The sequence below is a fragment of the Salinicola sp. 4072 genome (genome assembly GCF_036663415.1).
Classification (GTDB): Bacteria; Pseudomonadota; Gammaproteobacteria; order Pseudomonadales; family Halomonadaceae; genus Salinicola; species Salinicola salarius_A.
The window spans coordinates 488,314-508,197 of record NZ_JAXOVV010000001.1 but is presented as its reverse complement, the minus strand read 5'-3'; the positions used below and the strand labels follow the sequence as shown (position 1 = coordinate 508,197).

The 19,884-nt window shown below is 64.4% G+C and carries 15 protein-coding genes; 6 read left to right on the top strand and 9 right to left on the bottom strand.

The annotated features are described in order from the left end of the window. Nucleotides 1-96 precede the first annotated feature (96 nt). From R3F72_RS02175 to R3F72_RS02155, 5 genes are all read left to right on the top strand, one after another. Nucleotides 97-1,410, top strand: coding sequence for a homoserine dehydrogenase (locus R3F72_RS02175; RefSeq protein WP_071231757.1), 1,314 nt, complete (start codon nt 97-99; stop codon nt 1,408-1,410). Between the two features lie 89 nt (nt 1,411-1,499). Then, nucleotides 1,500-2,888, top strand: coding sequence for a threonine synthase (gene thrC, locus R3F72_RS02170; protein ID WP_087717587.1), 1,389 nt, complete (start codon nt 1,500-1,502; stop codon nt 2,886-2,888). Between the two features lie 39 nt (nt 2,889-2,927). Continuing rightward, complete coding sequence (locus R3F72_RS02165; protein ID WP_087717588.1) at nt 2,928-3,548, top strand: glutathione S-transferase family protein; 621 nt, start codon at nt 2,928-2,930, stop codon at nt 3,546-3,548. 7 nt (nt 3,549-3,555) lie between these two features. After that, on the top strand, nt 3,556-5,376 hold the full coding sequence (locus tag R3F72_RS02160; RefSeq protein WP_087717589.1) for a single-stranded-DNA-specific exonuclease RecJ: 1,821 nt from the start codon (nt 3,556-3,558) through the stop codon (nt 5,374-5,376). Between the two features lie 250 nt (nt 5,377-5,626). Next, nucleotides 5,627-6,238: a YitT family protein gene (locus R3F72_RS02155; protein ID WP_087717590.1), complete on the top strand. Its 612-nt coding sequence runs from the start codon at nt 5,627-5,629 to the stop codon at nt 6,236-6,238. A 45-nt stretch (nt 6,239-6,283) separates the two neighbouring features. Here the strand turns inward: R3F72_RS02155 and R3F72_RS02150 are convergent, their stop codons facing one another. The 3 genes from R3F72_RS02150 to R3F72_RS02140 form a co-directional block, all read right to left on the bottom strand. Then, entirely contained in the window at nt 6,284-6,718 is a 435-nt protein-coding gene (locus tag R3F72_RS02150) for a VOC family protein (protein WP_087717591.1), read from the bottom strand. A 127-nt stretch (nt 6,719-6,845) separates the two neighbouring features. Continuing rightward, complete coding sequence (locus tag R3F72_RS02145; RefSeq protein ID WP_332778813.1) at nt 6,846-9,650, bottom strand: heavy metal translocating P-type ATPase; 2,805 nt, start codon at nt 9,648-9,650, stop codon at nt 6,846-6,848. After that, nucleotides 9,647-10,090, bottom strand: coding sequence for a MerR family transcriptional regulator (locus R3F72_RS02140; RefSeq protein ID WP_303854634.1), 444 nt, complete (start codon nt 10,088-10,090; stop codon nt 9,647-9,649). Before R3F72_RS02140 ends, R3F72_RS02145 begins: the two co-directional genes overlap by 4 nt. Before the next feature lie 314 nt (nt 10,091-10,404). On the opposite strand from R3F72_RS02140, the gene R3F72_RS02135 reads away from it, so the two are divergent. Beyond that, complete coding sequence (locus R3F72_RS02135; protein WP_332778812.1) at nt 10,405-11,712, top strand: OmpP1/FadL family transporter; 1,308 nt, start codon at nt 10,405-10,407, stop codon at nt 11,710-11,712. Nucleotides 11,713-11,836: 124 nt separating this feature from the next. Here R3F72_RS02135 and R3F72_RS02130 read toward each other — a convergent pair whose 3' ends face one another. The 6 genes from R3F72_RS02130 to R3F72_RS02105 form a co-directional block, all read right to left on the bottom strand. After that, nucleotides 11,837-13,435: an ABC transporter ATP-binding protein gene (locus tag R3F72_RS02130; RefSeq protein WP_332778811.1), complete on the bottom strand. Its 1,599-nt coding sequence runs from the start codon at nt 13,433-13,435 to the stop codon at nt 11,837-11,839. An 11-nt stretch (nt 13,436-13,446) separates the two neighbouring features. Then, a complete protein-coding gene (locus R3F72_RS02125) occupies nt 13,447-14,418 on the bottom strand; it encodes an ABC transporter permease (RefSeq protein WP_087717595.1) in 972 nt (323 codons plus the stop codon). A gap of 92 nt (nt 14,419-14,510) precedes the next feature. Then, nucleotides 14,511-15,437 (bottom strand): oligopeptide ABC transporter permease OppB, encoded by a 927-nt coding sequence (gene oppB / locus R3F72_RS02120; RefSeq protein WP_087717596.1) that lies wholly within the window; start codon nt 15,435-15,437, stop codon nt 14,511-14,513. Nucleotides 15,438-15,480: 43 nt separating this feature from the next. Further along, nucleotides 15,481-17,085, bottom strand: coding sequence for a peptide ABC transporter substrate-binding protein (locus R3F72_RS02115; RefSeq protein WP_332778810.1), 1,605 nt, complete (start codon nt 17,083-17,085; stop codon nt 15,481-15,483). A 75-nt stretch (nt 17,086-17,160) separates the two neighbouring features. After that, nucleotides 17,161-18,765 (bottom strand): peptide ABC transporter substrate-binding protein, encoded by a 1,605-nt coding sequence (locus R3F72_RS02110; protein ID WP_332778809.1) that lies wholly within the window; start codon nt 18,763-18,765, stop codon nt 17,161-17,163. A 175-nt stretch (nt 18,766-18,940) separates the two neighbouring features. Continuing rightward, nucleotides 18,941-19,879, bottom strand: a complete 939-nt coding sequence (locus R3F72_RS02105; protein ID WP_332778808.1) for a C40 family peptidase — start codon at nt 19,877-19,879, stop codon at nt 18,941-18,943. Nucleotides 19,880-19,884 lie beyond the last annotated feature (5 nt).

Sequence of the window (19,884 nt, the reverse complement as noted above, 5' to 3'; positions counted from 1 at the left end):
CGGGAATCCGTACAGCAAAGAATGGAAAGCCGTGACAGCGGCTTCCGCTCCGGAGGGCGATGCGGCGAGTCAATATCAGCAGGGGAGAGCGACATCTTGGATCCGGTGAGAGTGGGTATCTGCGGGCTGGGCACCGTGGGCGGTGGCACCTTCGACGTTCTGACGCGCAACGCCGACGAGATCGCTCGTCGGGCGGGTCGCCCCATCGTCATCGAGCAGGTGGGTGCGCGGCGCGACAATCCTGACTGCGACACTTCCGGGGTCAAGGTGACACGCGACATTTTCGAAGTCGCGCGCAATCCCGACATCGACGTGCTGGTCGAGCTGATCGGCGGCTACGACGTCGCTCGCGAGCTGGTCATGACCGCGATCGAACATGGCAAGCACGTCGTGACCGCCAACAAGGCGCTGATCGCCGTTCACGGCAACGAAATCTTCCAGGCAGCCCACAAGAAGGGCGTCATCGTCGCCTTCGAGGCTGCCGTGGCCGGTGGCATCCCGGTGATCAAGTCGCTGCGCGAAGGCCTCGGCGCCAATCGCATCCAGTGGCTGGCCGGCATCATCAACGGCACCGGCAACTACATCCTGACCCACATGCGCGACGAGGGCCGGGCGTTCGAGGACGTCCTCGCCGAAGCCCAGGCGCTGGGCTATGCCGAGGCCGACCCGACCTTCGACGTCGAGGGCATCGATGCCGCCCACAAGCTGACGATTCTGGCCTCCATCGCCTATGGCGTCCCGCTGCAGTTCGATCGCGCCTATACCGAGGGTATCGCGCGGATCACTGCCGAGGACGTCGAGCAGGCCGATAACCTGGGCTACACCATCAAGCATCTGGGCATTACCCGGCGGGGCGACAACGGCGTCGAGCTGCGCGTCCACCCGACCCTGATTCCGAAGGAACGGCTGCTGGCCAACGTGCATGGCGTCAAGAATGCCATTGCCGTGATGGGCGACGCCGTCGGCCCGACGCTCTACTATGGTGCCGGTGCCGGCGCTGAACCCACGGCCTCGGCAGTGGTCGCCGACCTGCTGGACGTCGCGCGCAACATTGCCACCGCGCATCGTTACCGTGTGCCCTATCTTGCTTTCAGCGGCATCAACGACGAAGCCAACGCGCTGCCGATCCTGCCGATGGAAGAGATCGTCACGGCCTACTACCTGCGCCTGCTGGCGGTGGACCGCCCTGGCGTGCTGGCGCGAGTCGCGACGATCCTGTCCGAGCAGACCATCTCGATCGAGGCGATCATCCAGAAGGAAGCCACCGAAGGCGAGCTGGTGCCGATCATCCTGCTGACGCATCGCACCCGCGAGCAGCACATGAACGATGCGATTCGCCAGCTGGAATCGCTGGCCGATATCGCCGGGCCGGTCACGCGGATTCGTGTCGAGTCGCTGGACGAGCAGTAATAACTTCAGTTCCGAGCCGTAAGCCGCGAGCCGCGAGCGGGTTGTGCTCGAAGCCCGCAGCTCGAAGCTCGTCACTCACGGAGTGAAATATGCGTTATATCAGTACGCGCGGCCAGGCGCCGGCGCTGAATTTCGAGGAAGTGGTACTGACCGGCATGGCGGTCGACGGTGGCCTCTACGTGCCGGAGACGATGCCGCAGCTGTCGCGGGAGGAGCTCGCCTCGATGGCGGGGCTCTCCTACGCCGACATCGCTTTTCGGGTGATGAAGCCCTTCGTCGGCGGCGAGATCGACGACGAGACGTTCCGTGGGCTGGTGCATGATGCCTACGCGACCTTCAGCCACGATGCCGTCGTCCCGCTCAACCAGCTCGATGCCAACCACTTCCTGCTCGAGCTGTTCCACGGCCCGACGCTGGCATTCAAGGATGTCGCGCTACAGCTGCTGGGGCGCATTCTCGATCATTTCCTCGCCAAGCGCGGCGAGCGAGCGGTGATCATGGGCGCCACCTCCGGTGACACCGGCTCGGCGGCGATCGAAGGCTGCCGCCACTGCGATCATCTGGATATCTTCATCCTCCATCCGCACAACCGGGTTTCCGAAGTGCAGCGGCGCCAGATGACCACAGTGCTGGCGGACAATGTCTTCAACATCGCCATCGAGGGCAACTTCGACGATGCCCAGGCGATGGTCAAGGCGAGCTTCGCCGACCAGGCGTTCCTCGAGGGCGCACGGCTGGTGGCGGTCAACTCGATCAACTGGGCGCGCATCATGGCCCAGATCGTCTACTACGTCGCTGCCGGCGTGGCGCTGGGCGCGCCGCATCGCGAAGTCAGCTTCTGCGTGCCGTCGGCCAACTTCGGTAACCTCTTCGCGGGCTACATGGCCTACAAGATGGGCCTGCCGGTCAAGCAGTTCATCATCGCCACCAACGCCAACGACATCCTGCACCGCACGCTGGCCGACAACGACTTCTCCAAGCGCGACCTGGCGGCAACGCTGGCCCCCTCGATGGACATCGTCGTGTCGTCGAACTTCGAGCGGTTGCTGTTCGACGCCTACGACCGCGACGGCGATGCAGTTCGCGAGCTGCTCGAGCGCTTCCAGCAGGAGCCGGCCGTGCTGGCCGAGGCGCCGCTCGCCAGGCTGCGCGAGAAGTTCTCCAGTTTCAGCGTCGACGACGATGCCATCCTCGAGACCATTCGCGACGCGCATCATCGCACCAAGGAGCTGCTCGACCCGCATACCGCCACCGGTTACCGGGCGGCGGAGCAGGCGCGCGCCGATACGGTGACGCCGATGATCACGCTGGCGACGGCGCATCCGGCCAAGTTTGCCGAAGCCGTGGTCAGGGCCGGCTTCTCCGGCGTGCCGCTGCCGCCCCACATGGACGATCTGCTCGAGCGCGAAGAGCGCTACAGCGTGCTGCCCGCCGAGTTGAAAGCGGTCCAGGCATTCGTCGCCGATAACCGTCGCTGAGACGGGATCGCGCATTGCTGCGTTAACGGGAGAGACGCCATGTTGAAAGTACTGGGAAGAGACAACTCGAACAACGTCAAGAAAGTGCTTTGGTGCGCGGCCGAACTGGAGCTCGAGTTCGAACGTGTCGATTACGGCGGCGTGCATGGTGGTCTGGATAGCGACGAGTATCGCAAGCTCAATCCCAACGGCCTCATTCCGTGTCTGATCGACGGGGAAAGAAGCGTGTGGGAGTCCAACGCCATCGTTCGCTACCTGGTCGCTGCCTATGGCAATGGTGCGCTGCAGAGCGGCTCTCCCCTCCAGCGAGCCATATGCGATCAATGGATGGACTGGGTGCTGTCGATGCTGGCCGCGCCCTTCCGCGACTTGTTCTTCAACCGCGTGCGTGCCACCCCCGAGCAGTTCGACGCGGACGCGATGGCACGAGGCCAGTTGCTCGTGGCCGAACGGTTGGCAATCGTCGACAGGGCGCTTGCAAGCCAGGCATGGTTGTCGGGAGACGCCTTCGGCATGGGTGACATCCCCATGGGATGTTTCGTCCATACCTGGTTCGCGATGGACATCGAGCGCCCCACGCTGCCACACCTGGCCGACTGGCATGCACGGCTCGAGACGCGTCCGGCATTCCGCCAGCACGTCATGACCCCGCTCACTTGAGTTCTGGATGTCTACTGTTCCCGCTACGACCTTGGCCGACCAGACTTCCCACGATTACGCCCGCTGTCGCATCCAGCCACGCCCGCGCGACGAGAACGTCTATCGGCGCGGACTGGCCGCCGGGCTGAGCGAGCTGCAGGCACGGATTCTCGCCGGGCGGCTGCCGGGACACGACGGCCCGCTGGAAGCGTTGACCGCGCCGGCACTGCGCTATCTCAGCCACCCCGAGCAGCTGTGCGATGCCCGCCGTGGCGCCGAGCGCATCGCGCGGGCGGTGAGCGAGGGCGAGCATATCGGCATCCTGACCGACTACGATGTCGACGGCATCACCTCGCATGTGGTGATGCTGCGCTCGATGACCGAGCTGTTCGGCGTGCCGTCCGCGAAGCTGCACAGCCTGATCGGTCACCGTATCAACGACGGCTACGGCATCAGCCTGCCGCTGGTCGAGCGCACGCTGGCGCTGAAGCCGCGCCCCAGCCTGGTGATCACCGCCGATTGCGGCTCCTCCGACGAACCGCGGATCGCGCGCCTGCGCGAAGCGGGGATCGACGTCGTCGTCACCGATCACCATGCGTTGCCGATCGAAGGGCCGCCGGCTTCCGCCTACGCCACGATCAATCCCACGCGCTCGGACTGCGGGTATCCGGACAAGACCATCGCCGGTTGCATGGTGGCGTGGCTGATGATGTCGCTGACCCGCTCGGTCCTGATCGAGCAGGGCGTGCTGTCGTCGTCGACGCCCAAGCTTTCGCCCTGGCTCTCCTACGTGGCCTTGGGGACGGTGGCGGACTGCGTGTCGCTGGGGGCGAGCGCCGCCAATCGCGCGGTCGTGACCTACGGCCTGCGGCTGATCAATCGGATGGAGGCCGCCTGCTGGCGGGTCATGGCGGAGCGCCTGGGTGCCGACAGCATGCCGTTCGACGCCGAGACGCTGGCCTTCCAGATGGGGCCGCGAATCAATGCCCGCTCGCGGCTGGACGACCCCTACGCTGCGCTGCACTACATGCTGGCTGCGGAGGATGGTGTCGCCCGCCAGCATCTCCAGGTGCTGGATGATGACAATCAGGCCCGCAAGGCGCTCGAGGCCGACATGGTCGAAAGCGCCCGCGCGCTGGCCAAGCCGCAGCTGGCGGACGACCTGCCGGCGCTGGTGATCCATCTGCCCGAGGGGCACGCCGGGGTGCAGGGCATCGTCGCTTCCCGGCTGGTCCAGTCCTACGGGCGCCCGGCACTGGTGTTGACGCCCGCTACCGCGCCGGACATGTTGACCGGCTCCGGGCGCTCCATCGAGGCATTGCATCTGCGCGATGCGCTGCAGCGGGCCCACGAGCTGTCGCCGTCGAGCCTGCCGCGTTTCGGGGGGCACCGGGGGGCGGCCGGCGTCGGCGTGCCGCTCGCCGAGCTGGAGTCGTTCCGCCATGCTTTCCTGCAGGCCGTGCGGGAACAGCTCGGCGAACGGGAGCTGTTCCCGATCGTATGGACCGATGGCAGCCTGAGTGCATCGCAATTGACCCTGGCGACGCTGGACGAGCTCGAAGCGCTGGCGCCCTATGGCCGCGAATTCGACGCGCCGCTGTTCGAAGCCGAGTTCTTCGTCGAGCAACTGCGCCCGGTCGGTGCCGAGGGCAATCACCTGATGCTCGAGCTCTCCTGCGACGCGGTGGTCAGCCGGGCGATCTGGTTCCGCGCGCTCAATCCGGGCGAGGCCGCGCCGGTTTCACTTGGCGACCGGATACGATGCGCCTTCAAGCTTTCCCGCAATCGCTGGAAAGGGCGCGAGTCCCTGCAGTTGATGGTCGAGCACGCCGAGCGCCTGACGGCCTGACGTTTCCCGCCTCATTTCCCCATCCTTTCACACGCTTCATTGGCTGCCACGACACCTGCCGCCACGACGCCTGTCGTCCCGAACTGTCGGAATCGGGCGGGTTCGGGGTCGCCTCGAGCGGACGTCTTGACGATATAATCGCCGGATCGCCGGTGGCCCCGTTCTCGGGGCGTGACCGGACAGGCGCCAAAAGCGCCGACTCATTGACCCACTGCCTACCCGGCAGAGACAAGACAACAAGGATTGCTCGATGGAAACGACGTACCGTCACCGTTCCTATGAAGACGTGCTGGCCATTCTGCTGGGGTCTTCCTGCGCGGCGCTAGGGTTGGCGCTCTATCACCATGCCGAGATCCTGATCGGCAGCACAGCGGGCCTGGCGCTGTTGGTGACCTACGTGACCGGCTGGAGTTTCGGACTCGTCTTCTTCGTCATCAACCTGCCGTTCTACTGGCTGGCCTGGCGGCGGATCGGCCATCAGTTCACCTTCAAGACCTTCGGGGCGGTAGCGCTGCTGTCGTGGATCTCCTGGATGCTGCCGAGCTGGCTGGAGATCGGCGAGGTCGATCCGCTGTTCGCGGCGCTGGCGGGGGGAAGTCTGATCGGCCTGGGCGTGCTGTTTCTGCTACGCCACCGTGGCAGCCTCGGCGGGTTCAACATTCTCGCGGTCTATCTGCAGGACCGTTACGGTTGGCCGGCGGGCAAGGTGCAGATGGGACTGGATGGCCTGATCATGCTGGCTGCGTTCTTCGTGCTGCCGGTGACCAACGTGCTCTATTCAATCGTCGGCACCGTGGTACTGGGCGCGATTCTCACCATCAATCACCGCCCGGGGCTCTACGCCGGCATCAGCCAGAGTTGAAGAGCTGAGGCTGAGGCTAAGTCTGGATCGGCCCAGCGCTGCCGTTCAATAGTTGGGCCACAGCCCCGGCGTGACCAGCTCGAGCAGGTGGTCGTCCGGGTCGCGAAAATAGAGGCTCTCGCTCCCTTTCGGCCAGCGGGTCCGGCCTTCGATCTCGATGCCCTGATCGGCGAGATGCGCCTCCCAGTCGTCGAGACTTTCGGCCGGAATCGCCAGCGCCAGGTGCTGGCGACCCTCGCCGTCGTGGGGCGGGATGGTCCCCATGTCAGCCGGCAGGTGGACCGTCTCGTCGGTCTGGCCCTGCTGGAACACCAGCAGCATGGTGTTGCCGGTGGGGTAGGCGGTGAAGCGCTCGTCCTCGAGATGAGGTTCGAGCCCGAGCACGCGCGTGAAGAAGTCCCGAGCCTGCTGCATGTCGGCCGTGTAGAGAACGCTTTCGATGACGCCGCCCAGCGGTGGGGCGTGGTGTGGTGAAGTCATCGTTTTCTCCTTGCTGGCTTCGTCCCTTTGCTAGCTGCGTCCCTGGCTGGCTGCGATCAGCCTCGCAGCCAGAACCACCAGACGATGAACAGAATCACGGCGATGCCCAGGGTATTGAGCAGAAGTGTCATGCCGTCGCTTCCTTTGCGTTTGCGTTGGTCTGGGTTGTCGAACCTTGGCCGCCATCGGGCCGGAACAGCCGTAGCCGGTTGGCATTGCTGACTACCGTGACCGAGGAGAGCGACATCGCCAGGGCCGCGATCATCGGCGACAGCAGCATGCCGGTGAAAGGGTAGAGTATACCGGCGGCAATCGGGATGCCCAACGCGTTGTAGCCGAAGGCGCCCCACAGGTTCTGCTTGATGTTGGAGAGCGTGGCGCGGCTGATGGCGATGGCGTCACCGACGCCGTGCAGCGAGTTTCGCATCAGCGTCATGCCGGCGCTCTCGATGGCGATATCGGTGCCCTGGCCGATGGCGAAGCCGACCTCGGCCTGTGCCAGCGCCGGGGCATCGTTGATGCCGTCACCGACCATGCCGACGCGTTCACCGCGTTGCTGCAGCTCGACAATGGCCTGTTGCTTGTCGCCGGGCATCAGTTCGGCGCGAACCTCGTCGATGCCCGCTTCCCGGGCGATGGCCTCGGCCGTGGCGCGATTGTCTCCGCTCAGCATCACCACTGTCAGACCCTCGGCCTTCAGGCGCGAGATCGCGGCGCGGCTGTCCGCCCTCAGCGCATCGCGAATACCATAAAGGGCTGCCAGTTCGCCGCCGATGGCGAGGTAGATCACGCTGGTCGCCTGTGCCTGCCACTTCTCGGCATCGGAGGCGGCAGTGGCCACATCGATGCCGTGCTCCTTCATCAGCGCGGCGTTGCCCAGGAACACCTGACTGCCGTCATCCAGAGCCGCGCTGACGCCCCGGCCGGTCAGGCTCTGGAAATCACGGATCGCCACCTCGTCCGCCGTATCGCCGACGTGTCTCAGCAAGGCGTCGGCCAGCGGATGCTCCGAGCCACGCTCCAGGGCGGCCACTACGGCATCGACGCGCGCTTGCTCCAGCCAGTAGCGACTGTCGGTGACCCGCGGCTTGCCCTCGGTCAGGGTGCCGGTCTTGTCGACCACCAGGGTGGTCAACTGGCTCGCGGTCTGTAGCGCTTCGCCGTCGCGAATCAGGATGCCGTACTCGGCGGCCTTGCCGATGCCGATCATGGTCGAGATCGGTGTCGCGAGGCCCAGGGCGCAGGGGCAGGCGATGATCAGAACGGTTGTCGCTGCCACCAGCATGTGCACCAGCTGCGGCGCCGGACCGAAGTCGAACCAGAGCAGCGCGGTGACGACGGCGGCGATCATCACGCTGGGCACGAAGATCGCCGAGACCTTGTCCGCCAGCGCGCCGATCGGCGGCCGAGACTCCTGGGCGCGGGAGACCTGGTCGACGATACGTCCCAGCCGGGTGTCGTCGCCGACATGGCTCGTACGATAGACGAGGGTTCCCTTGCCGTTGACGGTACCGGCGCTGACCCGGTCTCCGGTCGCCTTGCGTACCGGTTCCGGTTCGCCGGTGAGCATCGACTCGTCGATGAAGCTCTCTCCCTCCTCGACGTCGCCATCGACCGGCAGGCGTTCGCCCGGGCGCACCCGGATTCGATCGTTCACCTGAACCTGCTCGATCTCGATATCGCGCTCTTGTCCGTCGCGAATCACCCGCGCCGTCTTGCTCTGCAGGTCGAGCAGGCGGGACAGCGCCTGGCTGGTGCGGCCCCGAGCCTTGAGTTCCAGCGTCTGGCCGATGCCGATCAGACCGATGATCATCAACGACGCCTCGAAATAGAGATGCCGGGATCCCTCGGGAATCACCGTCGGGAACAGCACCACGGCCATCGAATAGAGCCAGGCGGCGGCACTGCCCAGGGCGATCAGGGTATCCATGTTGGCCTGATGATGACGGAACGCTTTCCAGGCGCCGTCGAAGAAGCGACGACCCGCGGTGGCCAGCACGCCCAGCGTGGCCAGCCCCAGGAGCAGCCAGATCCAGCGCTCGCCGCCCTCGAGCTGCGGCATATGGAAGAACATCGCCAGCATCATCGGTACGCCCAGCGTCAGGCTGACCGCCGATTCGATCGCATGGCGACGGGCCTGCCGGGCGGCGTTCTGCTGGCGCTTGGCGGATGCCTCGCGCAGATCCTCGATCGGCGAGGCGCCATAGCCGACGTTCTCGACCGCCGCGATCAGATCGGCGATGCTGGCCTGGCCGCTGACCTGGGCCGTCTCGCTGGCGAAGTTGACCTGGGCATGCTGGACGCCGGGGGTTTTCGAGAGCGCTTTCTGCACCGCGTTGACGCAACCGGCGCAGGTCATGCCGCTGATTGATAGTCGTTGCAGCTCGCCGGCCTCCGTCGGCTCTTCCGCCCGGCTATCGGATGGAGCGGCGTCGTTGGATGGCCGGGTATCGTCGGCCCGGTCGGGCTCGCTCTCACGCGACTCGGTCTCACGCACCTCGGCCTCACGCGATTCGGCCTCGGCAGCCGCCTCGTCTTCGGGCGGATAGCCGGCCTCGGTCAGCAGTCGGGCGATCCGATCCCGTGGCAGCGTGCTGTCGACTTGAAGTCGATGATCGGCCGGTTCGCCGCTGACTTCGGCCTGGGCGTCCTCGGCCTGAACGGCTTCGCGCATGCGCTTGACGCAGCCCTGGCAGCTCATCGCCGGGATGGTGAAATCGCAGGACTCATGCTCGGCGGCCGGGGGATAGCCGGCCTCGGTCAGTAGCTGAGCGATCCGATCCCGTGGCAGCGCGCTATCGACCTGAAGTCGATGATCGGCTGGTTCGCCGCTGACTTCGGCCTGGGCGTCCTCGGCCTGAATGGCCTCGCGCATGCGCTTCACGCAGCCCTGGCAATGCATGGCATCGACGCGATATTGGTAGCGGTTCATGCGTTCCTCCTTGCCGGAGCGCAGCACTCATCGGGAGTATCGGGCGTCTGCTCGATCAATCGGCAGATGCTGTGGCCATCGGGCGTGCCATCCGGCAGTCGTGACCAGTCGTTCATCGCTCGCTCCATGCGATCCGCCAGCGCCTGGAGTTCGCGGATCCGGGCATGGATCTGCGGCAGGCGAGCGGCCAGCAGGTCGCGGACCAGCGGGCAGGGTGAGTCGCCCTGATCGGCCTGCTCGAGAATGTCGGCGATCTCCTTGAGGCTGAAGCCCAATGTTCTCGCTCGCTGGATAAAGCGTAGCCGGTCGAGATCCTGCTGATCGAACAACTGATAGCCGTTGTCGGGGTCACGGCGCGGCTTCAAAAGCGCCTGGCGCGTATAGTGGCGCACCGTCTCGGCCGTGACGCCGGCAGTTCGGGCCAGTTCGGTTACCTTCATCGGATGTCCTCGCTGAACCATGGATAACGTCAGTCTAAAACCTAGGTGTAGCCCAAGGGTCAAGCGCTGCCATCACGTAGCCCGACGCTGCAAATCGGTGCTTTAGCGGTTGGTCTTACGACTAAAGAAATCTCTAAAAAGCGATTAAAACGACCGTTTGCACATTGACGCTAAACTGCCATTCCGTCAAAACGGATATCGAAAAGTCGGGCCTTTTCAAATCGAAAATGGCTCAGAGAACAATGGAATCGCCGGCCGCACTTAAAAGGCTCGCAAGACGCCGCGGCGGCTTCCCGGGTTCAGGGGAACCAATCATGATCATTCGTTATCGCCGTCTGTCGTTGGCCTTTACCCTGGCGAGCGCCGCAGTATCAGGGCAAGCCTTGGCGGGCGCATTTCAGTTGCAGGAACAGAGCGTCAGCGGTCAGGGCACGTCCTGGGCGGGACGGGCATCCAATGTCCAGGATGCCACCATCGTTTTCGGCAACCCGGCGGGGATGTCCTTTCTGGACAGGGCACAGTTGACTGCGGGCACCCATTACATTGATGCCAGTTCCGATATCCATGACGAAAGTGGCAACCAGCCGATGGTGACCGGCGTCGATGGCAACGGTACGCCGATCATTGGATCGGTCGCTACTGGGGGCGGCTCTGACGGCGACATGATTCCCCAAAAGGCCATTCCTTTCGGCTATTACGTTCAGCCAATCAATGACCGTTGGAGCTTTGGTCTCGGTGTTTACGCCCCCTTCGGGTTGATTACCGACTATAACGACGACTTCAAGGGACGCTACTTCGGCAACTACAGCGATCTGGAAGTCATCACCGCCCAGCCCACGCTGTCGTACCGCTTCAACGACAAGTTCGCCATCGGCTTCGGCGTGACCTACAACCACATCAAGGGCGAGTTGGAGAGCAAGTCGCCCAACCCGCTCAACCCGACAGCTGCCGGTGACGGTACCGTCAACGTCAAGGGCGATGACGACGCCTGGGGCTACAACATCGGCTTGATCTACCGGCCGGTGGAGTCGACTACCTTGGGGCTGACCTACCGCTCCAAGGTCGATTACACCCTGGACGGTGATATCCACGCGGACAATGTCTTCGGCTACCCTGACCAGAATGCCAGAGGCGATGCCTCGCTCGATATCACGTTGCCGGAAACCATCGACTTCTCGGTCACGCATCAGCTCGACGATCGCTGGACCGTCATGGCGGGAGCGACGTACATTCGCTGGAGTCGCTTCGACGAGCTCGTGGTCGATAACAACCTGAACATCCCCGTCGAAGAGCAGCAGGATTACGAGGACGCCTGGCAGTACTCCGCCGGCCTTTCCTATCAACCCAATCCGCAATGGGTCTTTCGTGGCGGCATCGCGTATGACGAGTCGCCCATCAAGGACAGCGTGCGTACCGTGCGCGTGCCGTCTGCCGACCGCACGCTGGTTTCTATCGGCGCAGGCTGGACACCGATTCCCGACCTGACCATCGATGCCGCCTACAGCTACATCTGGGAAGATCGCGCCGACGTCGATCTGCAGGACGAAAACGGTAACTCCTATCAGGCCGAATACGACAACTCGCTCAATCTGTTCGGCGTGCAGGCAACCTATCGTTTTTAACACCACTTTCGCATCACTGGAGTTAAATCAACCCCGGCTCAGGCCGGGGTTTCATTTGGTGGAGGATGTATCGGGCATTATCCCACCAAGGACATCTCCGTTTGCGGCGGTGGCACCTTGAGCGTCAGGCCGCCTCGGATTCGATAAAGGCCGCCTTGAGCAGTGCCTGGGTATACGCCTCGCGCGGGTGGTTGAAGATGGCATCCACCGAGCCGTGTTCGATGACGCGGCCTTCCTTCATCACCATCACGTCGTCGGAGAGCGCGCGCACCACCGATAGATCGTGGCTGATGAAGAGATACGTCAGGCCGTGCTTCTTCTGCAGGTCGCGGAGCAGGTCGATGACACGAACCTGGACCGAGCGGTCGAGCGCCGAGGTCGGTTCGTCGAGCAGCAGCAGTTCCGGCTTGAGAATCAGCGCACGGGCGATGGCGATACGCTGGCGCTGGCCGCCGGAAAATTCATGCGGATAGCGGTTGCGCATGGCGGGATCGAGGGCGACCTCTTCCAGCGCGGCGATGACTTCCGCCTCGCGCTGGCGTCGGTTCATTTCCGGATGATGTACCTTGAGACCTTCGCTGATAATGTCGCCCACCGTCATGCGCGGGGAGAGCGAACCGAAAGGATCCTGGAACACGACCTGCAGACGCGAGCGCAGCGGACGCATTCCCGATTTGTCGAGCCCGGAAATGTCGGCGTCTTCGAAGCGGATGTCGCCTTCGGACTTCAGCAGCCGCAGCAGGGCGCGGCCGAGGGTCGACTTGCCGGAGCCGGATTCGCCGACGATGCCCAAGGTCTGCCCGCGGCGAATCGACAGGTCGATGCCACGCACGGCCTCGAAGTACTCGCTCTTGCCGAACAGGCGCTTCTTGAGCGGGAAGCGCACCTTGATATCGTGCCCGCTCAGCAGTACCGGCGAATCTGCCGGTGCGGGTTCCTTGCGGCCTCGCGGAATCGCGTCCAGCAGCATGCGGGTGTAGTCGTGGCGCGGGTTGTCGAACACCTCGAGCGTGCGGCCGCTCTCGACCACTTCGCCATAGCGCATTACCGCGACGTGATCGGCGAAATGGCGAACGATGCTCAGGTCATGGGTGATGAACAGAATCGCCATGCCGTACTCGGCCTGCAGCGACTCGAGCAGCTCGAGGATCTGCGCCTGGACCGTGACGTCGAGCGCCGTGGTCGGTTCGTCGGCGATCAGCAGCTTGGGTTCGCAGGCCAGCGCCATCGCGATCATCACGCGCTGGCGCTGACCGCCGGAGAGCTCGTACGGGTAGCTGTCGATGCGCCGTTCGGGTTCGGGGATGCCGACCTGATTGAGTAGCTCGAGCACCCGCTGGCGGTTGGCCTTGCCTTTGAGCTGCTTGTGCTTGACCAGCACCTCGCCGATCTGGCGGCCGATGCGATGCAGCGGATTGAGCGAGGTCATCGGCTCCTGGAAGATCATCGAGATGTCGTTGCCGCGTACCCGGCGCATGCGCTTGGGCGTCACTTCGAGCAGGTTTTCGCCATTGAAACGGATGGCGCCGGTGGTCTCGGCGAGCTCGGGCAGCAGGCGCATGGCGGCGGTGGAGGTCACCGATTTGCCGGAGCCGGATTCGCCCACCAGGGCCAGCGTCTCGCCCTCGGCGATGGTGAAGCTCACGTCCTTGACCGCGGTCACCGGGCCGGTAGGCAACTGGAAGGTCACGCTGAGCTTGTCGATTTCGAGCAAAGTACTCATGAAACGGCTCCTTAGCGCGTGCGCGGATCGAGGGCATCGCGTAGCCCATCGCCCAGGAAGTTGAGACAGAACAGCGTCGCTGCCAGGAAGAACGACGGCACCAGCAGCATCCATGGTGCGCTTTCCATCATGTCGACGCCTTCAGAGATCAGTACGCCCCAACTGGTCAGCGGTTCCTGCACGCCGAGGCCCAGGAACGACAGGAAGCTCTCGAGCAGGATCACCTTGGGCACGGTCAGGGTGACGTAGATGATCACCGGGCCGATGGCGTTGGGAATCAGATGGCGGGTGACGATCTTGGTATCGCGCACGCCCAGCGCATGGGCGGCCTCGATGAATTCCCGCCGCTTCAGTGCCAGCGTCTGGCCGCGCACGATACGTGCCATGTCGAGCCACTCCACCGCACCGATGGCGGCGTAGATCAGGAAGATGTTGCGCCCGAACACCACCATCAACAGGATCACCAGGAACATGAACGGCAGCGAATACATGATGTCGACGAAACGCATCATGTAGTTGTCGACGCGACCGCCCAGATACCCCGAGATGGCGCCGTAGAGCACGCCGATCACCAGACTGACGAAAGAAGCGACCAGCGCCACCGACAGTGACACGCGCCCGCCATAGAGCACGCGGGTGAGCAGGTCGCGGCCGTTGGCGTCGGTGCCGAGATAGTGCGCGCCTTCCAGCGTCGGACCGGTGCCGAAAGCGTTCCAGTCGACCTCGGCAAGCCCCCACGGCAGCAGCCACGGGCCGACGATGCACACCACGATGATCGCAAGCAGCAGGCCCAGGCTGGCCATGGCGGCGCGGTTCTGGCTGAGACGACGCCAGGCGTCGCGAGCCAGGCTTTCACCCACCGGCGCGCCCTCTTTCGTGCCCGGGGTTTCCGGGTCAGGAGAGCGGGGCGGATTGGGGCCACCAGCGGGTAGCGGGGTGCCATCCGGCTGTTTGCCGCTATAGGGCTTGGATTCGGATGTCATCAGCGGCCTCCCTGTTCTTTGTGATCGTCATTGTCATGATCGTCATTGCTGTCATGATCGGATCGTCGTCACGGTCGAGTCGTTGTCGGGGATTAGTCGTCATAGCGGATCTGGGGGTCGAGTGCCGAATAGAGCAAATCGACGATCAGGTTCATCAACACGATCAGCACGCCGTAGAAGACCACGGTGCCCATGACCAGGGTGTAGTCGCGGTTGAGCGCGCCCTGGACGAAGTAGCGGCCGATGCCGGGAATACCGAAGATCTGCTCGATGACCACGGAACCCGTGATGATCCCGGCGATGGCCGGGCCGAGATAGGACATCACCGGCAGCAGCGCGGGGCGAATGGCATGGCGCCAGATCACTTCGCCCTCGTTGAGCCCCTTGGCGCGGGCGGTACGGATGAAGTGGCTGCCCAGCACCTCGATCATGCTGGCGCGCATCATCCGCGCGATGTAGGCGATCTGCTGGATCGACAGCGCCACCACCGGCAGCACCAGATTGGGCAGTGCGCCGCCGTTCCAGCCGCCCGCCGGCAGCCAGCCCAGCAGCACGCCGAACACCAGCGCGAAGATCGGCGCGATCACGAAGTTGGGAACCGCGATGCCGGTCAGCGCCGTGCCCATGACCATATAGTCGACCGTCGAGTTGCGCTTCAGCGCCGCCGCGATGCCCAGCGGCAGCCCGACAATCAGTGCCAGCAGTATCGCCAGCCCCCCGATTTCCAGACTCACCGGGAAGCCCTGCATGATCAGCTCGGTGACCGAGAAATCCTTGTACTTGAATGACGGCCCGAAATCACCCTGGAGCAGGTTGCCCATGTAGCGCAGATACTGCATCGGCAGCGGCTCGTCGAGATGATAGGCCGCCATCAGGTTGGCTTCGATCTCCGGCGGCAGCTGGCGTTCGCCGTCGAACGGCCCGCCCGGCGCCACGCGCATCAAAAAGAACGAGATCGTGATCACGATCAATAGCGTGGGGATCGCCTGCAGCAGGCGCTTGAGGGTATAGATCAGCATGCCGGATCACCTGAGCCTGAACATAGCGGTGTCTTCGAGAGAATCATTGCTCGCTCTCCTGGAGATAGCGCAGCGGGTGGACGTCCATCGGATTGATTTCCCAGCCCTGAATGGCGGGCGAGACGAGATGGACGGAGACATAGTCGTAGAGTGGCAGCAGGGCGTAGTCGTCCAGCAGCCGTTGCTGGGCCTGCGTCATCAACTGGCGGCGTTTCTGCGGATCGAGCTCCCGCGTGCTCTTGACCACCAGCGCGTCGTATTCGGCATCGTGATAACCGCTACTCCGGCTGGCCGAGCCGCTGTCGGCGTAGGCATTGAGAAAGTCGAACGGATCGTTGATGGTCGCCACCATGCCGTAACGGGCCACTTCGAAATTGCCTTCGCGGATGGTGGCGTAGTGCACGGCCGCTTCGGAATTGATCAGTTCGACTTCCACGCCCAGCGGCTTCCACATCGCGGCCACGGCCACCGCAATCTTCTTGTGATCTTCCAGCGTGTTGTAGTTGAGCCGCAGGCGTAGCGGATGGTCGGGGCCATAGCCCGCTTCTTGCATCAGCGCTTTGGCGCGGGCCATGCGCTCGTCCATCGTCATGTCGGCGAAATCGAGATCGCCACGCGGGGCGTTAGGGGTATTGCGCGGCACGTACCAGAACGAGGGCGTCTGGCCCTGGCCCAGAATCTGGTCGGTAATGACATCGCGTCGGACGGCCAGGTTGAGGGCTTCGCGCACGCGGCGATCCGCCAGCGGCTGCCCGTCGTGAAGATTGAACATGTAGAAATATTCCGCCGTCAGCGGACCGACTCTCAGCGCGTCGCCGAGGTTCTCCCTGGCCCAGGCGAAGCGCGAGGAGGGAACGCTCGAGTAGGCGATGTCCATCTCGCCGGTGCGAAAGCGATTCAGCGCGGCGTTGGCATCGTCGATGGGGTAGAACACGGCCTCATCGACCGAGACCTGGTCGGCATCGTAGTAGTGCGGATTTCTGGTCACCACGATCCGGGACTGGGGCGGCCACTGGCTGAGCGTAAAGGCGCCGCTGGAGACGGTGTTGCCCGATTCGACCCAGCCATCGTCAGCGTTGGCCAGCACGTGTTCCGGCAGCGGCGAGGCTTCGGTCATCGCCAGCGCCTGCAGAAACCAGGCGGTGGGCTGCGTCAACCGGATGCGCAGCGTATGCGCGTCGACGGCCTCGACCCCGAGTGTGTCGGGGCTTTTCTCGCCAGCATTGATCGCCCGGGCGTTGACGATAGGGTAATAGAGATTGGCGTTCTGGTTGGCGATCGCTGGTTCCAGCACGCGGCGCAGGGCGAACACGGCGTCATCGGCGGTGATCGGCTCGCCGTCCGACCACTCGGCGTCACGCAGATGGAAGGTGTACTGCTTGCCGTCGTCGCTGATCTCCCAGTGCTCGGCGAGCCCGGGGACCAGGCTGCCGTCGGCGGCGTAGGTGACCAGCCGCTCGAACAGCGCCCGCGTGATCCGGGTTTCCCAGACGCCGCTGGTCTTCTGCGGATCGAGAGAGCCCGGCTCGGCGCCATTGGCGATATCGACGGTGAAAGCCTGTGCCGGGACGGCCATTGCGCCCAGCGCGATGCCGCCCAGCGCGGCAAGCAGGTAACGCGACATCATCTTGTGGTGCTTCGAAATCATCTTGTCCTGCGTCCCTCGGCCACCGGTCGCAGTGATCGCGCGACTCGGCGGCATTGGTGATCGAGTGTCTTGTCGTCAATCCGCGTCTAGCGAGAACCATCGCGACAGATGCCGGTTGAGCGCGTTGTCTGCCCAGCCCTCCAGTTTCGGGTTGACCAGGTTGCGCGAGACATCGACGTAGATCGGCGCCACGGCATAGTCGGAAAGCGCCTGCCGCTCGGCCTGCTGTAGCAGTTGCTGGCGGGCGGCCATGTCGGTTTCGCGGCTGGCCCTGGCCATCAGCTCGTCGAACGCCTGGCTGCGATAGCCGCCGTAATTCTTGGGCGAGTCGCTCTGCAGGATGCCGAGGAAGTTGCTGGCGTCGTCGAAGTCCGCGACCCAACTGCCGCGGCCGACGTCGAAGTTGCCGGCGGCGAGCTCGGCGTAGTGAACTGCGCCCTCGGCGTTGACCAGCTGCGTCTCGACGCCGAGCGGCTTCCACATGGCGGCCAGCGCCACGGCGATGCGCTTGTTGGCCTCGGTGGTGGAGTAGCGCAGCGTCAGCTCGAGCGGGTGATCGGGGCCGTAGCCGGCGTCTTTCAGCAGCGCCTGGGCCTCGGCGACTCGCTCGTCCCTTGCCTGATCGAGGCCGGGCATGGCTTGGGCGTCGTAGTGGCTGACCCCTTCCGGAACGAAGCCGCTGGCCGGGGAGACGACGCCGTCCATGATCTGATCGGCGATGACGTCGCGGCGGATCGCCAGGTTAAGTGCTTCCCGCACCCGCTTGTCGGCGGTCGGGTGGCCGTCGCGCTGGTTGAGCGCGAAGTAGTAGTTGGCCAGCTGCGGCGCGAGGTGGACGGCGTCGGGCAGGTTCTGCTGCAGCCACTGGTAACGATCCGGCGAGAAGTCGCGGACGATGTCCAGGCCGCCGGCGCGGAAGCGCTGCAGGCCGGCGCTGCGGTCCTCGACCGGATAGTAGTCGACGCCATCGAGCGCGACGTCTGCGGCTGCATGAAACTCGGCGTTCTTGCGCGCCGCGATATGATCGTGGGAGATCCAGCCGGTCGGCGTGAAGGCACCGTTGGTCGCGATGTGATCCATCTGCGTCCAGTCGTTGCCGAATTTCTCGACCAGATGCGATGCCACGGGAGACGCGGCGATATGAGCCAGCAGCGTCGGGAAGTAGGGCGTCGGCTGATCGAGCGTGATCTTCAAGGTCTTGGCGTCGACGGCTTCGACGCCGAGTTCGGGGGCGTCCTTCTCGCCCTTGGTATGCGCTTCGGCGCCGCGAATCGGATAGAACAGGCTGGCATAGACGGCGCCATTGGCCGGGTCGAACAGGCGCTGGAAGGCGAGCACGAAATCCTCGGCGACCACGGGTTCGCCATCCGACCAGTTGGCGTCGTCGCGCAGCTTGAAGGTATAGACCTTGCCGTCGTCGCTGAGTGACCAATCGCTGGCTGCGCCGGGGATGTATTTACCGGAAGGATCCAGCGTGACCAGGCCTTCGAACAGATCGCCCAGGACGTCGTTCTCCCAGGTACTGCCACCGATCCGAGCGGTATCCAGCGAGGCGGGCTCGCCTTGAATACCGATGCTCAGCGTGGCGGCCTGCACGCTGCTGGTCAGTAGACCCAGCCCCAGCAGCAGGCCAAAGCGGCCTGGCCGACGATGAAGTCGTTGTTTACGCGGTTGGTGCATGATCGAGTCCATCCGTTATTAGACAATTGTTGTTACTGGTCTAGTTGCCGGGCTTGTCGCCGGGCTTGTCGCCGGGCTGTGTGCCGGGGACGGGAACCCATCTCGATCGTATTCCATTCGGCGCCGGTAACGGCGCTTTTCTGCATCGCTGTCTTGCTATCGCCAGCGTCTCGACTCAGGACGCTTCCGGCGTGGATAGGTAGCGGCGCACCGCGCAGAGCTGTTCGGCATAGCGACTGCCACCGAGCCGGCGACATTCGATGCGCGCATTGTTCGTCGGCGAGTGCAGCATACGGTCCTCGCCGAGATAGAGCGCGACGTGATCGACCACTAACCGGCCTGTGTCGTCGGGCTTCTCGAAGAACAATAGGTCGCCGGGGCGGCGCTCGCCGAGTTCGACCGGCTGCCCCGTCTCGACCTGATCGGAGGCGTCGCGGGGCAGTGCGATGCCTATGGCGGCGAACAGACTGTGCACCAGCCCCGAGCAGTCGTAGCCGAAGCTTGAGTTGCCGGCCCACAGGTAGCGCAGGCCATCGAAACGTCTGCCGAGCCTTTCCAGCGTGGCGGCGGTTGCCGGGAAGCGTTCATCCGGCAGATGAACACTATTCCGTGATAGCCAGCCCCGGCCCAGCGGCGTGTCCACCCAGATGCGGCTGGCGTCTTTCTCGATCGGGTGAGCCAGCCTCAGTCGGGTCAGGAAGCTCAGTTTGAGCGAGCGACCCTGGGGCAGGCCCTGCATCCAGGCGACAGGCGTGACCACCGTTGCCGCTTCGGTGCCGACGGCGAGGCAGCCTTCCCCTTCGGCGAGCTGCGTGGCCGGAATCCAGCCGGGATAGCCGCGAGGATCGAGCGACGAGCGCTGGTTCGGGACCACCACGCGACACCAGTCGTTGCCCTGGCTGTCACGATGGCGTTCGAGTATCTCGACCGGCGTATCCAGCAGCGCCTGGGTGGCGAGCCGTTTCTCCTTGCATAGCGCGAGCCGGGTGTCGTCATCCAGGGCGGCCAGCCAGTGTTCCAGCTGGGCCGGGTTGCCCAGCGCCGAGGCATCGATGGCCCGGGGTGCGTCGGGGGAGGCCCACAATCCCGCCACGGCGACGGCGACGCAGCTCATGTCGA

Excerpts from the sequence above, each read along its gene's own strand:
- thrC (WP_087717587.1), top strand. The coding sequence starts at position 1,500 with ATGCGTTATATCAGTACGCGCGGCCAGGCGCCGGCGCTGAATTTCGAG.
- R3F72_RS02165 (WP_087717588.1), top strand. The coding sequence starts at position 2,928 with ATGTTGAAAGTACTGGGAAGAGACAACTCGAACAACGTCAAGAAAGTG.
- R3F72_RS02160 (WP_087717589.1), top strand. The coding sequence starts at position 3,556 with ATGTCTACTGTTCCCGCTACGACCTTGGCCGACCAGACTTCCCACGAT.
- R3F72_RS02155 (WP_087717590.1), top strand. The coding sequence starts at position 5,627 with ATGGAAACGACGTACCGTCACCGTTCCTATGAAGACGTGCTGGCCATT.
- R3F72_RS02150 (WP_087717591.1), bottom strand. The coding sequence starts at position 6,718 with ATGACTTCACCACACCACGCCCCACCGCTGGGCGGCGTCATCGAAAGC.
- R3F72_RS02145 (WP_332778813.1), bottom strand. The coding sequence starts at position 9,650 with ATGAACCGCTACCAATATCGCGTCGATGCCATGCATTGCCAGGGCTGC.
- R3F72_RS02140 (WP_303854634.1), bottom strand. The coding sequence starts at position 10,090 with ATGAAGGTAACCGAACTGGCCCGAACTGCCGGCGTCACGGCCGAGACG.
- R3F72_RS02135 (WP_332778812.1), top strand. The coding sequence starts at position 10,405 with ATGATCATTCGTTATCGCCGTCTGTCGTTGGCCTTTACCCTGGCGAGC.
- R3F72_RS02130 (WP_332778811.1), bottom strand. The coding sequence starts at position 13,435 with ATGAGTACTTTGCTCGAAATCGACAAGCTCAGCGTGACCTTCCAGTTG.
- R3F72_RS02125 (WP_087717595.1), bottom strand. The coding sequence starts at position 14,418 with ATGACATCCGAATCCAAGCCCTATAGCGGCAAACAGCCGGATGGCACC.
- oppB (WP_087717596.1), bottom strand. The coding sequence starts at position 15,437 with ATGCTGATCTATACCCTCAAGCGCCTGCTGCAGGCGATCCCCACGCTA.
- R3F72_RS02115 (WP_332778810.1), bottom strand. The coding sequence starts at position 17,085 with ATGATTTCGAAGCACCACAAGATGATGTCGCGTTACCTGCTTGCCGCG.
- R3F72_RS02110 (WP_332778809.1), bottom strand. The coding sequence starts at position 18,765 with ATGCACCAACCGCGTAAACAACGACTTCATCGTCGGCCAGGCCGCTTT.
- R3F72_RS02105 (WP_332778808.1), bottom strand. The coding sequence starts at position 19,879 with ATGAGCTGCGTCGCCGTCGCCGTGGCGGGATTGTGGGCCTCCCCCGAC.